Annotated in this window: 11 protein-coding genes; 8 read left to right on the top strand and 3 right to left on the bottom strand. The window is 72.2% G+C overall.

Going from position 1 to position 14887, the window contains the following annotated elements; translation table 11 throughout:
• The first annotated feature begins 316 nt into the window (after window positions 1-316).
• Entirely contained in the window at window positions 317-1420 is a 1104-nt protein-coding gene (locus NGF19_RS17030; RefSeq protein WP_252425792.1) for a CobW family GTP-binding protein, read from the top strand.
• A gap of 1 nt (window position 1421) precedes the next feature.
• On the opposite strand, the gene NGF19_RS17025 is transcribed toward NGF19_RS17030, so the two are convergent.
• Window positions 1422-3878 carry a DNA gyrase/topoisomerase IV subunit A gene (locus NGF19_RS17025; RefSeq protein WP_252425791.1) on the bottom strand — a complete coding sequence of 819 codons (2457 nt, stop codon included), beginning with the start codon at window positions 3876-3878 and terminating at the stop codon, window positions 1422-1424.
• Between the two features lie 340 nt (window positions 3879-4218).
• Between NGF19_RS17025 and NGF19_RS17020 the strand changes: the two genes are divergently transcribed.
• The 3 genes from NGF19_RS17020 (at window position 4219) to NGF19_RS17010 (ending at window position 8024) form a co-directional block, all read left to right on the top strand.
• Window positions 4219-5592, top strand: coding sequence for a M16 family metallopeptidase (locus NGF19_RS17020; protein ID WP_252425790.1), 1374 nt, complete (start codon window positions 4219-4221; stop codon window positions 5590-5592).
• On the top strand, window positions 5589-6977 hold the full coding sequence (locus NGF19_RS17015; protein WP_252425789.1) for a M16 family metallopeptidase: 1389 nt from the start codon (window positions 5589-5591) through the stop codon (window positions 6975-6977). The genes NGF19_RS17020 and NGF19_RS17015 overlap by 4 nt, the downstream gene beginning before the upstream one ends.
• 288 nt (window positions 6978-7265) lie before the next feature.
• Window positions 7266-8024: a M23 family metallopeptidase gene (locus NGF19_RS17010; RefSeq protein WP_252425788.1), complete on the top strand. Its 759-nt coding sequence runs from the start codon at window positions 7266-7268 to the stop codon at window positions 8022-8024.
• 84 nt (window positions 8025-8108) lie between these two features.
• Here the strand turns inward: NGF19_RS17010 and NGF19_RS17005 are convergent, their stop codons facing one another.
• The gene (locus NGF19_RS17005; protein WP_252425787.1) at window positions 8109-8390 is read right to left on the bottom strand and encodes an HPr family phosphocarrier protein; all 282 of its coding nucleotides are present in this window, start codon (window positions 8388-8390) and stop codon (window positions 8109-8111) included.
• Between the two features lie 151 nt (window positions 8391-8541).
• Between NGF19_RS17005 and NGF19_RS17000 the strand changes: the two genes are divergently transcribed.
• The 4 genes from NGF19_RS17000 (at window position 8542) to NGF19_RS16985 (ending at window position 13947) form a co-directional block, all read left to right on the top strand.
• Complete coding sequence (locus NGF19_RS17000; RefSeq protein WP_252425786.1) at window positions 8542-11367, top strand: bifunctional acetate--CoA ligase family protein/GNAT family N-acetyltransferase; 2826 nt, start codon at window positions 8542-8544, stop codon at window positions 11365-11367.
• Between the two features lie 70 nt (window positions 11368-11437).
• A complete protein-coding gene (locus tag NGF19_RS16995; RefSeq protein WP_252425785.1) occupies window positions 11438-12025 on the top strand; it encodes a DUF5998 family protein in 588 nt (195 codons plus the stop codon).
• Window positions 12025-13212: an alkaline phosphatase family protein gene (locus NGF19_RS16990; RefSeq protein WP_252425784.1), complete on the top strand. Its 1188-nt coding sequence runs from the start codon at window positions 12025-12027 to the stop codon at window positions 13210-13212. Before NGF19_RS16995 ends, NGF19_RS16990 begins: the two co-directional genes overlap by 1 nt.
• Window positions 13213-13296: 84 nt before the next feature.
• On the top strand, window positions 13297-13947 hold the full coding sequence (locus NGF19_RS16985; RefSeq protein WP_252425783.1) for a thymidine kinase: 651 nt from the start codon (window positions 13297-13299) through the stop codon (window positions 13945-13947).
• Between the two features lie 55 nt (window positions 13948-14002).
• On the opposite strand, the gene NGF19_RS16980 is transcribed toward NGF19_RS16985, so the two are convergent.
• The gene (locus tag NGF19_RS16980) at window positions 14003-14806 is read right to left on the bottom strand and encodes a VOC family protein (RefSeq protein ID WP_252425782.1); all 804 of its coding nucleotides are present in this window, start codon (window positions 14804-14806) and stop codon (window positions 14003-14005) included.
• Window positions 14807-14887 lie beyond the last annotated feature (81 nt).

The raw sequence follows: 14887 nt of genomic DNA, 5'->3' as shown, positions 1-14887 counted from the left end.
TGAGCCTAACCTGACTTCGTCCGCGGTGATTTCCGGCCGCGCGAGCGAGGCGACGGGCTCACGCGGGGAGCGGCTGCGGCGGACGCGGCCCTGCGTAGTGCCCGCTCGGGCGCATGCGGAGCGGGCGTTCCTCGTACTCCTCCAGGGTGTGGGCGATCCAGCCGGCCTTCGCGACGGCCCGCGTGGTCGGCTGGAGCGCCGTGGCCTGAGCGGTCCTGCCCGTTCGCCTCGCACCCTCCCCGGCCACTCGTATCCTGGGTCGGCATGACCTCCTGGGTCGGCATGCGACCGCGTACGGTGTGAGAAGGGACGGGCGTTGAGCCAGAAGTCGGGCCTGCGGCAGATTCCGGTCGTCGTCCTCGCCGGATTCCTCGGGTCGGGCAAGACCACGCTCCTCAACCACCTTCTGCACCACAGCGGGGGCAGCCGTATCGGCGCCGTCGTCAACGACTTCGGGGACATCGAGATCGACGCGATGGCCGTGGCCGGGGCGCTCGGGGACTCCACCGTCTCCCTCGGCAACGGATGCCTGTGCTGCGCCGTCGACGCGAGCGAACTCGACCTGTATCTCGACCGTCTCGCCCAGCCCGCGGCCGGTATCGATGTCATCGTCATCGAGGCCAGCGGGCTGGCCGAACCGCAGGAACTGGTGCGCATGGTGCTCGCCAGCGAGCAGCCGCGCGTGGTCTACGGCGGGCTGGTCGAGGTCGTCGACGCGGTGGAGTTCGACGCCACCCGCGCGCTCCATCCCGAACTCGACCGCCATCTCGCGCTCGCCGACCTCGTCGTGGTCAACAAGACCGACCGCGCCGAGGACAGCGAGCGCGTCCTCGGACTCGTACGGGCGCTCGCCGACCGCGCCGCCGTCGTCCCGGCCGTCCACGGGCGCGTCGACCCCGAGTTCCTCTTCGACTGCCGACCGGCCGAGGAGCGGATCGGCCAGCTCTCCTTCGACGACCTCCACCGGCACGAGCACGGGCCGGACGACCCCGCGCACACCCATCTGCACACGGGATACGAGAGCGTCTCCTTCCGTTCCGGCACGCCACTGGACCCCCGGCGGCTGCTGGACTTCCTCGACAGCAGGCCGGAAGGCCTCTACCGGATCAAGGGGTACGTCGACTTCGGCGCGGCCGATCCACGCAACCGGTACGCCGTGCACGCCGTAGGGCGGTTCCTGCGGTTCTACCCGGAGCCGTGGACGGCACGCGATGAGCGGCTCACCCAACTCGTGCTCATCGGCTCCGGCATCGACACCGACGCCCTGCTCAAGGAGTTGGAGGCATGCGCGGACGGCGCCCCGCACGCCGACGAGCGCGGCATGTGGGGCGTCCTCCGCTACGTGCAGGACAGGCAGCCGGACGAAGAACGGGACGAGGCGGCCGAAGCTCCCGAGAGCCCCGGCCGCCTCGAAGGCTGAGCTACAGCTCCGTCGCCACCGCCGCGATCGTCCTCGGCAGCGACAGGCCCGAGCCGTCGCGCCGCGGGTCCGGCTCCGGCAGGTCGGCCGGAGAGCCGTTCTTCTGCGCGGCCCGGGCCGGCGCCGCACCCGCCCAGGCGAACGACAGGCAGTCCTCGCCCTTCAGGAACCGCTGGCAGCGCACACCGCCCGTGGCACGGCCCTTGCGCGGATACTGGTCGAACGGTGTCACCTTGCCCGTCGTCTGGACCGAGTCGTCCAGCGTGCCGCGCGAGCCGGCGACCGTCACGACGACCGCGTCCGCCGCAGGCTCCACCGCCGTGAAGGAGATCACCTTCGCACCGGCCGAGAGCTTGATCCCGGCCATGCCACCCGCGGGACGGCCCTGCGGGCGCACCTGGGACGCCTGGTAGCGCAGCAGTTGCGCGTCGTCCGTGACGAAGACCAGGTCCTCCTCGCCGGTGCGCAGCTCGACCGCGCCGACGATCCGGTCACCCTCCTTCAGCGTGATGACCTCCAACTCCTCCTTGTTGGACGGGTAGTCGGGCACCACACGCTTGACGACGCCCTGTTCCGTACCGAGCGCGAGGCCCGGCGAGGACTCGTCCAGCGTCGTCAGACAGACCACCGTCTCGTCCGCGTCCAGGGAGACGAACTCCGAGACCGGGGCGCCTCCGGACAGGCTCGGCCGGGCCGCCGTCTCCGGCAGTTGCGGGAGGTCGATCACGTTCAGCCGCAGCAGCCGTCCCGCGGACGTCACCATGCCCAGCTCGCCGCGGGCCGTCGCCGGGGCCACGGAGACGATCACGTCGTGCTTCGCGCGCCTGCCGTCCGTGTCCTCCGTGAACGGGTCGCCGTTCGCCGTACGGGCCAGCAGACCCGTCGACGACAGCAGCACCCGGCACGGGGCGTCCTCGACCTGGAGCGGGGTCGTCGGGGCCGGGGCACCGGAGGACTCCAGCAGCACCGTGCGCCGCTCCGTGCCGAACTTCTTGGCCACCGTGGCCAGTTCCGCGGAGACCAGCTTGCGCAGCTCCGCGTCCGACTCCAGGATCCGGGTCAGCTCCTCGATCTCGGCGACGAGCCGGTCCTTCTCCGCCTCCAGCTCGATGCGGTCGTACTTGGTCAGACGGCGCAGCGGGGTGTCGAGGATGTACTGCGTCTGGATCTCGCTCAGCGAGAAGCGCCGCATCAGACGCTCCTTCGCCTGGGCGGAGTTCTCGCTGGAGCGGATCAGACGGATGACCTCGTCGATGTCCACGAGCGCCGTGAGCAGACCCTCGACCAGGTGGAGACGGTCGCGCCGCTTGCCGCGGCGGAACTCCGAGCGGCGCCGCACGACCGTGAAGCGGTGGTCGAGATAGACCTCCAGCAACTCCTTGAGCCCCAGCGTGAGCGGCTGCCCGTCGACCAGGGCGACGTTGTTGATACCGAAGGAGTCCTCCATCGGCGTCAGCTTGTAGAGCTGCTCCAGGACCGCCTCCGGCACGAAGCCGTTCTTGATCTCGATGACCAGCCGCAGACCGTGCTCACGGTCGGTGAGGTCCTTGACGTCGGCGATGCCCTGGAGCTTCTTCGCACCGACCAGGTCCTTGATCTTGGCGATCACCTTCTCCGGGCCGACCGTGAAGGGCAACTCCGTGACGACGAGGCCCTTGCGGCGCGCCGTCACGTTCTCCACGGACACCGTGGCCCGGATCTTGAACGTGCCGCGCCCGTTCTCGTAGGCGTCACGGATCCCGGAGAGGCCGACGATCCTGCCGCCGGTGGGCAGATCGGGGCCCGGGACGTGCTTCATCAGGGCGTCCAGATCCGCGTTCGGATACCGGATCAGATGGCGGGCGGCGGCGATCACTTCGCGCAGGTTGTGCGGCGGCATGTTCGTGGCCATGCCGACCGCGATGCCCGACGAGCCGTTCACCAGGAGGTTCGGGAAGGCGGCGGGCAGGGCCACCGGCTCCTTCTCCTGGCCGTCGTAGTTGGGCGCGAAGTCGACCGTGTCCTCGTCGATCGACTCGGTCATCAGGCTCGTCGCCTCGGCCATCCGGCACTCGGTGTACCGCATGGCGGCCGGCGGGTCGTCGTTGCCCAGCGAACCGAAGTTGCCGTGGCCGTCGACCAGGGGAACGCGCATCGAGAACGGCTGGGCCAGGCGCACCAGGGCGTCGTAGATCGACGCGTCGCCGTGCGGATGCAGCTTGCCCATCACCTCGCCGACGACGCGGGCGCACTTCACATAGCCGCGCTCGGGGCGCAGCCCCATCTCGTTCATCTGGTAGACGATCCGCCGGTGCACCGGCTTGAGGCCGTCACGCGCGTCCGGCAGGGCTCTGGAGTAGATGACCGAGTACGCGTATTCCAGGAAGGAGCCCTGCATCTCGTCGACGACGTCGATGTCGAGGATCTTCTCCTCGTACGCGTCGTCGGGCGGCGGGGTCTTCGTGCTGCGGCGGGCCATCGCTGCCGGCTCCTTCACAGTCTGCGCTGGGCAATGAACGAACGTCTGTCGCGGACCATTGTGGACCGCCGCACTGACAACGCGGACCATGCCCCTTCCCTCCGGCCCGCTCCCGAGCACGACGACGGGACGCGGCGACGGGGTACGACGACGGGTACGAGGGGGGTGCGAGGCCCGGCACGTCAACCGGCTGCGCGTACCCCACCCCCCGTAATCCTGGTCTCGCTCAGGGCGTATGCCGCCCGGGAACTTCGCCAGCGGTCCACACGCTTGCATACAGTGACAGGAACGGCAGGAAACCGCGGTTTCCGCGACAGCTTCCGCGATCGAAGGGACGTACATGCCCATGGGTCACACGGCCACAGCCGAGGCAGGCTCCGGCGGCCTGACAGCGACCGAGCACCGCCTGGCCAACGGTCTGCGCGTGGTGCTCTCCGAGGACCACCTGACCCCGGTCGCGGCGGTGTGCCTCTGGTACGACGTCGGCTCGCGCCACGAGGTCAAGGGGCGCACGGGCCTCGCCCACCTCTTCGAGCACCTGATGTTCCAGGGCTCGGGACAGGTCGAGGGCAACGGCCACTTCGAACTGGTGCAGGGCGCGGGCGGCTCGCTCAACGGCACGACCAGCTTCGAGCGCACCAACTACTTCGAGACCATGCCGGCCCATCAGCTGGAGCTCGCCCTCTGGCTGGAGGCCGACCGCATGGGCTCCCTGCTCGCCGCGCTCGACGACGAGTCCATGGAGAACCAGCGGGACGTCGTGAAGAACGAGCGCCGCCAGCGCTACGACAACGTCCCGTACGGCACGGCCTTCGAGAAGCTCACCGCCCTCTCCTACCCGCAGGGCCACCCGTACCACCACACGCCGATCGGCTCGATGGCGGACCTGGACGCGGCCACGCTGGACGACGCGCGCGCGTTCTTCCGCACGTACTACGCGCCCAACAACGCGGTCCTGTCCGTCGTCGGCGACATCGACCCCGAGCAGACCCTCGCCTGGATCGAGAAGTACTTCGGGTCCATCCCGTCCCACGACGGCAAGCCCGAGCCCCGCGACGGCTCGCTGCCCGACATCATCGGCGAGCAGGTGCGCGAGGTCGTCGAGGAGGAGGTCCCGGCGCGCGCCCTGATGGCCGCCTACCGGCTGCCGCAGGACGGCACGCGCGCGTGCGACGCGGCCGACGTGGCGCTCACGATCCTCGGCGGCGGCGAGTCCTCCCGCCTCTACAACCGGCTGGTACGGCGCGACCGCACGGCCGTGGCCGCCGGGTTCGGCCTGCTGCGGCTCGCCGGTGCGCCCTCCCTGGGCTGGCTGGACGTGAAGGCCTCCGGCGACTTCGAGGTGCCGGTCATCGAGACCGCCATCGACGAGGAGTTGGCCCGGTTCGCCGAAGAGGGCCCCACGGACGAGGAAATGGAGCGCGCCCAGGCCCAGTTGGAGCGCGAGTGGCTGGACCGCCTCGGTACGGTCGCGGGCCGCGCCGACGAACTGTGCCGGTACGCCGTGCTGTTCGGCGACCCGCAGCTCGCCCTGACCGCCGTGCAGCGCGTCCTCGCGGTCACGGCCGATGAGGTGCGGGAGGTCGCCCAGGCCCGCCTGCGCCCGGACAACCGCGCGGTGCTCGTGTACGAGCCGATCGCGGCCGAGACCCCGGAAGCCGACGGAACGACCGCCGCCGAAGGCGCCAGCAACGACGAGGAGTCGGCGAAGTGACCGAGCTCGCGACCATGGACTTCCACCCGCAGCCCCGGCCCGGCCAGGCCCGGCCCTGGGCCTTCCCCGCGCCCGAGCGCGGCACGCTCGACAACGGCCTGACCGTGCTGCGCTGTCACCGTCCCGGACAGCAGGTCGTCGCCGTCGAGGTGCTCCTCGACGCGCCCCTGGACGCCGAGCCGGCCGGTCTCGACGGTGTCGCCACGATCATGGCGCGTGCCTTCTCCGAGGGCACCGACCGGCACTCCGCCGAGGAGTTCGCCGCCGAGCTGGAGCGCTGCGGCGCCACGCTCGACGCGCACGCGGACCACCCCGGCGTCCGTATCTCCCTCGAAGTGCCCGCCTCTCGCCTGGCGAAGGGGCTCGGACTGCTCGCCGACGCCCTGCGCACACCGGCGTTCGCGGACAGCGAGATCGAACGCCTGGTGCGCAACCGTCTCGACGAGATCCCGCACGAGACCGCGAACCCGGCCCGCCGTGCCGCCAAGGAACTGTCCCGGAACCTGTTCCCGGCGTCCTCGCGCATGTCGCGCCCCCGTCAGGGCACCGAGGAGACGGTCTCGACCATCGACTCCGCGGCGGTCCGCTCCTTCTACGAGCGGCATGTACGCCCGGCCACGTCCACCGTCGTCGTGGTCGGCGACCTCGCCGGGATCGACCTCGACGCGCTGCTCGGGGACACGCTCGGCGCCTGGACGGGGGAGCCGGGCAAGCCGCGCGCCGTGCCGCCGGTGACCGCCGACGACCGGGGCCGCGTGATCATCGTGGACCGCCCCGGCGCCGTCCAGACGCAACTGCTCCTCGGCCGTATCGGCGCCGACCGCCACGACCGCGTGTGGCCCGCGCAGGTGCTCGGCACGTACTGCCTCGGCGGCACGCTCACCTCCCGCCTGGACCGCGTCCTGCGCGAGGAGAAGGGCTACACCTACGGCGTGCGGGCGTTCGGCCAGGTGTTGCGCTCCGCGCCCGACGGCACGGGCGCGGCGATGCTCGCCATCAGCGGCTCCGTCGACACGCCGAACACCGGCCCGGCGCTGGACGACCTGTGGAAGGTGCTGCGCACCCTGGCCGCCGAGGGGCTGACGGACGCCGAGCGCGATGTCGCCGTGCAGAACCTGGTGGGTGTGGCGCCGCTGAAGTTCGAGACGGCGGCGGCCGTCGCGAGCACGCTCGCCGACCAGGTCGAGCAGCATCTGCCGGACGACTACCAGGGGACGCTGTATCAGCGGCTCGCCGCCACGGGCACGGTGGAGGCCACGGCGGCCGTCGTGAACGCCTTCCCGGTCGACCGGCTGGTGACCGTCCTGGTGGGTGACGCGGCGCAGATCGAGGAGCCGGTCAAGGCGCTCGGCATCGGCGAAGTGAGCGTCGTACCGGCCGAGTAGCACCTCGCTCCGCGCACGCGTGGGCGACGATTCCGACCCGGGCCCTGGTGACTCTTCCGTCACCAGGGCCCCGTCTGTCGGGGGTATGTCCGGATTGCCACAGAGGTTGCCTCTCTGCCCTGTGGGATGCGCTACACATTCCGGGATCCGTTTGTTCACCGTGTGAAGGCCCGCTTAGCGTCTGTCGGGCTGTCCGTCGGGCACTTCGTCGCATTCGCGGCACCGGACAGTCATCGCCCCCACCGCTGACCCGGTAGGCGAGAGGGAAGGAAAGGACCAGCCACGTCTATGGCGTTCACCTGCGCCACCGGGAAGCACCGTCGGCAAGGGCGCGTGACGCGCACGACCACGAACGCCATGGGTCTCGCGGCACTCACCACCACGGGCGTGATCGGCACGCTGGCCTCCCCGGCGTTCGCGGCCGACGGCTCCGTCGAGACCGAGCAGACCGGACTGACCCAGGCCCTCAGCGTCGGTGACGCGGTCGCCGAGCACATCGAGGCCCAGGCCACCGCCCAGGAGCGGGCGATGGAGCGGAAGCAGGCCGCCGAGGCCGCGCGCAGGCAGGCCGCGGCCGAGGCGAAGAAGGAGCGCGCGGCCGAGGAGCACGCCGCCCGCGAGGCCGAGCGCAGGCTCCTGAACACCTGCGTGGCGCCGATCTCCGGTTCGTACGTCTCCACCGCCTACCGCAGCGGCGGCACCCTGTGGTCCTCCGGCACCCACACCGGTATCGACTTCCACGCCGCGTCGGGGACGCCGGTGCACGCGGTCGGCGCGGGGACGGTCGTCGAGGCCGGCTGGGGCGGCGCGTACGGCTACCAGATCGTCCTCAGGATGCACGACGGCACCTACACGCAGTACGGCCATCTGTCGTCCATCGGGGTCAACGTGGGCCAGAGCGTCACCCCAGGTGAGCAGATCGCCCTGTCCGGCGCCACCGGCAACGTGACCGGGCCCCACCTGCACTTCGAGGCCCGTACGAGCGCGGAGTACGGCTCGGACATCGACCCCGTCGCCTATCTGCGGGCCCACGGCGTGAACCTCTGACGTTCGACGCCCGCAGCCGCGTTCACCGTCGAACGGCCGACGCGGCTGCGTCGTGCGTGGTCGGTCGAGGCCGGGGACGCAAGCTCAGACCGTCTCGGGCAGCTCGTCCAGCCCCTCCGCGACGAGCTTCGCCAGACGGTCCAGCGCGACCTCCGCCCCCTCGGCGGCGGACGCGAGGACGATCTCCTCGCCGCCCTGGGCGCCCAGGCTGAGCACCGCCAGCATGGACGCGGCATTGACAGGGCTGCTGTCGCCCTTGGCGATGGTTATGGGGACGCCGGAGGCCGTGGCGGCCCGGACGAAGATGGAGGCGGGGCGGGCGTGGAGCCCCTCGGCCCAACCGACATTGACGCGACGCTCGACCATTGACGCTGCCCTTCCGATCAAGGTTGCTCAGGGTTGTCCGGACCAGGATGTCCCGTAGTGGCATGCCCGGACCGGGGCCCCGGAGGACCCCGGTTCCGTCCCCTCAGCCTGCCTCGCGCCGCTGCCGGGCGCGAGCCTTACGCTGGGCCCCATGCAGACCGCGTCGGACCGGCACGAGTACCCCGCCCACTGGGAGGCCGACGTGGTCCTCCGCGACGGCGGCACCGCGCGCATCAGGCCCATCACCATCGACGACGCCGAGCGGCTCGTCAGCTTCTACGAGCAGGTGTCGGACGAGTCGAAGTACTACCGCTTCTTCGCGCCCTACCCCCGCCTGTCCGCCAAGGACGTCCACCGCTTCACCCACCACGACTTCGTGGACCGGGTGGGGCTCGCGGCCACGGTCGGCGGCGAGTTCATCGCGACCGTGCGCTACGACCGGGTCCGTGGCGGAGCCCCGGCCGCCTCCCCGGGCGCGGAGGGCCCCGTCGACACGGCCGAGGTCGCCTTCCTGGTGCAGGACGCGCACCAGGGCCGGGGCGTCGCCTCCGCCCTCCTCGAACACATCGCCGCGGTGGCCCGGGAGCGCGGCATCGGCCGGTTCACCGCCGAGGTGCTGCCCGCCAACACCAAGATGATCAAGGTGTTCACGGACGCCGGATACCGCCAGAAGCGCAGCTTCGAGGACGGCGTCGTCCACCTGGAGTTCGACCTGGAGCCCACCGACCGCTCCCTGGCCGTGCAGCGCGCGCGTGAGCAGCGCGCCGAGGCGCGGTCCGTGCAGCGCCTGCTCTCGCCCGGCTCGGTCGCCGTGATCGGCGCGGGCCGCACACCCGGGGGAGTGGGCCGCAGCGTCCTCGGCAACATCAGGGACGGCGGATTCACCGGCCGGCTGTACGCGGTGAACAGCGCGTTCCCCGAAGAGCAGCGGGAACTCGACGGCGTCCCCGCCCACCGCTCCGTCCGCGACATCGCCGAGCCGATCGACCTCGCCGTGGTCGCCGTCCCCGCGGAGCACGTCCCCGACGTCGTCGCCGAGTGCGGGGAGCACGGGGTCCAGGGGCTCGTGGTCGTCTCCGCGGGATACGCCGAGAGCGGCCCCGACGGCCGCGAGCGGCAGCGGGAACTGGTGCGGCAGGTGCGCTCGTACGGGATGCGGCTCATCGGGCCGAACGCCTTCGGGATCATCAACACCTCGCCCGGGATCCGGCTCAACGCCTCCCTCGCGCCCGAGATGCCGCGCCCCGGCCGCATGGGACTGTTCGCCCAGTCCGGCGCCATCGGGATCGCGCTGCTGGCCCGGCTGCACCGACGCGGCGGAGGCGTCACCGGGGTCACGGGCGTGTCGACCTTCGTCTCCTCCGGGAACCGGGCGGACGTGTCGGGCAACGACGTCCTCCAGTACTGGTACGACGACCCGGACACCGACGTCGCCCTCATGTACCTGGAGACCATAGGCAACCCGCGCAAGTTCACCCGGCTCGCGCGGCGCACGGCCGCGGCCAAGCCCCTGGTCGTGGTGCAGGGCGCGCGGCACGGCGGCGCTCCCCAGGGACATGCCGTACGGGCCACGCGGCTGCCGCACGCCACGGTCTCCGCGCTGCTGCGACAGGCCGGGGTGATCCGCGTGGACACCATCACCGAGCTGGTCGACGCGGGGCTGCTGCTGGCCCGGCAGCCGCTGCCCGCAGGTCCGCGGGTGGCGATCCTCGGGAACTCCGAGTCGCTCGGGCTGCTGACCTACGACGCCTGCCTGGCCGAGGGGCTGCGGCCGGCACCGCCGCTCGACCTGACGACGGCGGCGTCCCCCGAGGACTTCCACCGGGCGCTGTCCGCCGCGCTGGCCGACGACGCGTGCGATGCCGTCGTCGTGACGGCGATGCCGGCGGTCGGCGAGACCCCGGCCCGGGACGAGGCCCTGGCGGAGGCCCTCCGGTCGGCCGCCGCGGCGGCCCCGGCCAAGCCGGTGCTGGTGGTGCACGTGGAGCTGGGCTGGCTCGCCGAGGCGCTGTCCGTCGCGGCCGGTACGTCCCCCCAGGCGCAGCGGGGCGGTCCCGGCCGCCCCGAGGAGCGGCCCCCCGTCGCGGTGGAGCCCGCCCCGGCGCCGCAGGAGCCCCGTCCCATCCCCGCCTACCCCGCCGCCGAGCGCGCCGTCCGGGCGCTCGGCGAGGCCGTCAAGTACGCCCAGTGGCGGCGCGAGGCCGCCGAGCCCGGCAAGGTGCCCGAGTACGAGGACATCGACGAGAAGGGCGCCGCCGAACTGGTCGCCGGACTGCTCACGCGCGGGCAGGGGCTGACGCTCGGCCCGGACGAGACCTGCGAGCTGCTCGCGCGCTACGGCGTCCCTGTCCGCCGGGCGCTGCCCGCGCCCACGCCCGAGACCGCCGCCGAGGCCGCCCGCGCGATCGGCTACCCGGTGGCGCTCAAGGCCACCGCCCCGCATCTGCGGCACCGCGCCGACCTGGGCGGCGTACGGCTGGATCTGGCCGACGAGGAGCAACTGCGGCGCGCCTACGCCGAGTTGACGGAGCTGTTCGGCGATCCGGACCGGGTGCGGCCGGTCGTCCAGGCCATGGCGCCGCGCGGCGTCGACACGATCGTCCGCGCGGTCATCGACCCGGCCGCCGGGGCCGTCCTGTCGTTCGGGCTCGCCGGGGCCGCCTCGCAACTGCTCGACGACACCGCGCACCGGCTGATCCCGGTCACCGACCGCGACGCCACCTCCCTGGTCCGGTCGATCCGGACGGCACCGCTCCTGTTCGGCTGGCGCGGTTCCGACCCCGTCGACACCGCCGCCCTGGAGGAGCTGATGCTGCGCGTGTCACGGCTGGTCGACGATCATCCGGAGGTGGTCGCGGTCACCCTGGAGCCCGTTGTCGTCGCCCCGCGCGGGCTGAGCGTCCTTGGCGCCACCGTACGGCTCGCGCCCCCGCCCGCCCGCGACGACCTCGGCCCGCGGACGCTCCCGGTGTACTGAACCGCTCCCGGTGTACCGAACGGCGATGAGCGGTGTCTCGCAGTCAGTGGGTCCCCGTAGGATGGACGTCATGGCCAAGACCAGTACGACGACCCAGGGGCTGCGGGCGGCGATCGAGCGCAGCGGCTACTACCCGGCTCTCGTGGCCGAGGCGGTGGAAGCCGCGGTGGGCGGCGAGCCCATCCGGTCGTACCTGGTCCACCAGGAGACCACCTTCGACGCGAACGAGGTGCGCCGGCACGTGACCGTGCTCGTGCTCACCGGCAACCGCTTCATCGTCAGCCACACCGACGAGCAGGCCGCGGACGACACCTCCCCGACGCCGTACGCGACGACGTCGACGGAGTCGGTGAAGCTCGGCCGGATCTCGTCCGTCGTCGTCAGCCGGGTCGTCGCCAACCCCGAGTCCTACACGCCGGGCACGCTGCCCCGCGAAGTCGTCCTGACCATCGGCTGGGGCGCCGTCTCCCGTATCGACCTGGAGCCCGCCGCCTGCGGCGACCCCAACTGCGAAGCGGACCACGGCTACACGGGCAACGCGACGGCGGACGACCTCAGCCTCCGCGTCAGCGAGGCCGGAGACGGACCGGAGACGGTGCGCCAGGCGCTCGCCTTCGCGCAGTCCCTCTCCGAGGCGACCGCGGACATCGCCCGCTGATGGCCCTGTCGACCTGGGACGACCCGGAGCCGCTCGCCCTCGACTCCGCACCCCTCCCCGAGTACGGCAGCGGCTCGCTGGCCGACCTCCTGCCCACGCTGGCCGCGGGCATGGGGGTACCGGGGCAGACCGCCGCGATCACGGAACTGACCCCGGCCGACCGCAACTGCGTCTTCCTGGTCGACGGCCTCGGCTGGGAGCAGATCAAGGCGCACCCCGGCGAGGCGCCCTTCCTGGCCTCGCTCCTGTCGTCCTCCCGCGGCGGCACCGGCCGCCCGATCACCGCCGGCTATCCGGCGACCACCGCGACCTCGCTCGCCTCGGTCGGCACCGGTCTGCCGCCCGGCGCGCACGGCCTGCCGGGATACACGGTCCGCAACCCCGCGACCGGCGAGCTGATGAACCAGCTCCGCTGGAACCCCTGGACCGAGCCGCGCGCCTGGCAGCCGTACCCGACGATCTTCCAGCTCGCGGACGCGGCGGGCGTCCACACCGCGCAGGTGTCCTCACCGACCTTCGAGAACACCCCGCTGACCAAGGTCGCGCTCAGCGGCGGACGGTTCCACGGCCGGCTGACCGGCGAGGACCGCATGGACCTCGCGGCCGAGCAACTGGCCGCGGGCGACCGCTCGTTGGTGTACACGTACTACGCCGAACTCGACGGCGCGGGCCACCGCTTCGGCGTCGACTCGGACACCTGGCGCGGCCAACTCATGTACGTCGACCGGCTCGCCCAGCGCCTGGCGGAGCAACTGCCGCCGCGCACGGCCCTGTACGTCACCGCCGACCACGGCATGCTCGACATCCCCTTCACCGAGGAACACCGCATCGACTTCGACGCGGACTGGGAGCTGCGCGCCGGGGTGGCCCTGCTCGGCGGCGAGGGACGCGCGCGCCATGTCTACGCCGTACCGGGCGCCGGGAACGACGTGTTGACCTGCTGGCGCGAGGTGCTCGGCGAGCAGTTCTGGGTGGCCTCGCGGGACGAGGCGATCGCGGCGGGCTGGTTCGGCCCGCACATCGACGAGCGGGTGTACGCGCGCATCGGCGACGTGGTCGCCGCCGCCCGCGACGACGTGCTCATCATTGCCTCCGAGCAGGAGCCGAGGGAGTCGGCGATGGTCGGGAACCACGGATCGATGACGGCCGTGGAACAACTGGTGCCCCTGCTGGAAGTCCGCACCTGAGTACGGGGCGCCCCCCGGCGCCCGGTACGCTCCCCGATGTCCCCACGCCCTCCTTGCCTCCCGTCGAAAGGTCCTCAACTCCCCATGTCCGAGCTGGTCTTCTTCTCCGGAACGATGGACTGCGGGAAGTCGACGCTGGCCCTCCAGATCGAGCACAACCGCTCCGCCCGGGGGCTGCAGGGCATGATCCTCACCCGCAACGACCGGGCCGGCGAGGGCAAGCTCTCCTCACGGCTCGGCCTGGTCACGGACGCCGTGGAGGTGGCGGCCGGGCAGGACCTGTACGCGCACCTCGTCGACCACCTCTCCCAGGGCGGGCGCGCGGACTACGTGATCGCGGACGAGGCCCAGTTCCTGGCGCCGGAGCAGATAGACCAGTTGGCCCGGGTGGTCGACGACCTCGGTCTCGACGTCTACGCCTTCGGCATCACGACCGACTTCCGCAGCAAGCTCTTCCCCGGCTCGCAGCGTCTGGTGGAGCTGGCCGACCGGGTCGAGGTCCTCCAGGTGGAGGCCCTGTGCTGGTGCGGAGCCCGCGCCACGCACAACGCCCGTACGGTTGGCGGGGAGATGGTGGTCGAGGGCGCCCAGGTCGTCGTGGGCGACGTCCACCACTCCGCGGGCGAGGTCGGCTACGAGGTCCTGTGCCGCCGCCACCACCGCCGCCGTATGACAGCCGCCACGGCCCGCGCGGCAGCCCTCTCCCCGGACGTCCTGCCGGTCACGTCGAGCTGACCCGTCGCCGTGGCGTGGCGTGGGTGATCGCCGTGGTCCGTACCGCGTCCCGCGCTCAGTGCGGTCGGCTGACCACCGAGAACACCGCGCCCTCCGGGTCCGCCACCGTGACCATGCGGCCCAGGGCCGTGTTGCAGGCGGGGTGTACGACGTGTCCGCCCAGCTCGGTGACCCGCTGAGCCGCCGCGTCGACGTCCGCGACCTCGAAGTACGTCATCCAGTGCGGGCCCTGGTCGGGGGGCAGATGGGGGCCGACGCCGTGGATGCCCGCGACGGGGCGGTCGTCGATGTGCAGGAGGAGGTAGTCGAGGTCCGCCAGGACCACCGGTTCCTCCGTGTAGCCGAAGACGCTCCGGTAGAACGTGGCGACGCTCGCGGTGTCGTAGGTGAGCAGCTCGTACCAGACCGGAGTGCCGGGCACGTCCGTCAGGCCCGTGCCCGGATGCGCGGCGGCCTGCCAGACGCCGAACACGGCGCCCACCGGGTCCGCGGCGATGGCCAGCCGTCCGGCGTCGTCCGCGTCCAGGGGACCGACCCCCACCGTGCCGCCGCAACTGAGCACCGCTTCGGCGGTCGCGTCCACGTCGTCCGAGCCGAGGTAGGGCGTCCAGGCGATCGGCAGATGGCGGTCCGGCGGCAGCTTGCCGATGCCCGCCACCTGGTAGTCGTGCAGTACGGCCCGCACATACGGTCCGAAGTGCTGCGGCCCCGGCCGGAACCGCCAGCCGAACAGCGACCCGTAGAACTCCTGGGTGGCCTCCAGCCCGTGCACCATCAGACTCACCCAGCTCGGTGCGCCGGGCGCGTGCCGGACGTGGATGGTGCCCCCCGGACCCGTCGGCTCCCATGCCTCGGTCATCGGTCACTCACTCCTCGGCCACTCGCGGTGGCCGCGTGGCTCCCGCGGTGCACCTGTGCCGGACCCGGTACGCGAAGTGAC

Origin of the sequence: Streptomyces macrolidinus (assembly GCF_023887685.1) — a bacterium.
GTDB lineage: Bacteria > Actinomycetota > Actinomycetes > Streptomycetales > Streptomycetaceae > Streptomyces > Streptomyces macrolidinus.
The sequence above is the reverse complement of the archived record's forward strand: the minus strand, read 5'-3'. Positions and strand labels throughout refer to the sequence as shown.

Bases quoted from the DNA above. Each gene is read 5' to 3' on its own strand.
- NGF19_RS17005 (WP_252425787.1), bottom strand. From the start codon at position 8,390: ATGGTCGAGCGTCGCGTCAATGTCGGTTGGGCCGAGGGGCTCCACGCC.
- NGF19_RS16990 (WP_252425784.1), top strand. From the start codon at position 12,025: ATGGCCCTGTCGACCTGGGACGACCCGGAGCCGCTCGCCCTCGACTCC.
- NGF19_RS17000 (WP_252425786.1), top strand. From the start codon at position 8,542: ATGCAGACCGCGTCGGACCGGCACGAGTACCCCGCCCACTGGGAGGCC.
- NGF19_RS17025 (WP_252425791.1), bottom strand. From the start codon at position 3,878: ATGGCCCGCCGCAGCACGAAGACCCCGCCGCCCGACGACGCGTACGAG.
- NGF19_RS17020 (WP_252425790.1), top strand. From the start codon at position 4,219: ATGCCCATGGGTCACACGGCCACAGCCGAGGCAGGCTCCGGCGGCCTG.
- NGF19_RS16995 (WP_252425785.1), top strand. From the start codon at position 11,438: ATGGCCAAGACCAGTACGACGACCCAGGGGCTGCGGGCGGCGATCGAG.
- NGF19_RS16980 (WP_252425782.1), bottom strand. From the start codon at position 14,806: ATGACCGAGGCATGGGAGCCGACGGGTCCGGGGGGCACCATCCACGTC.
- NGF19_RS17010 (WP_252425788.1), top strand. From the start codon at position 7,266: ATGGCGTTCACCTGCGCCACCGGGAAGCACCGTCGGCAAGGGCGCGTG.
- NGF19_RS16985 (WP_252425783.1), top strand. From the start codon at position 13,297: ATGTCCGAGCTGGTCTTCTTCTCCGGAACGATGGACTGCGGGAAGTCG.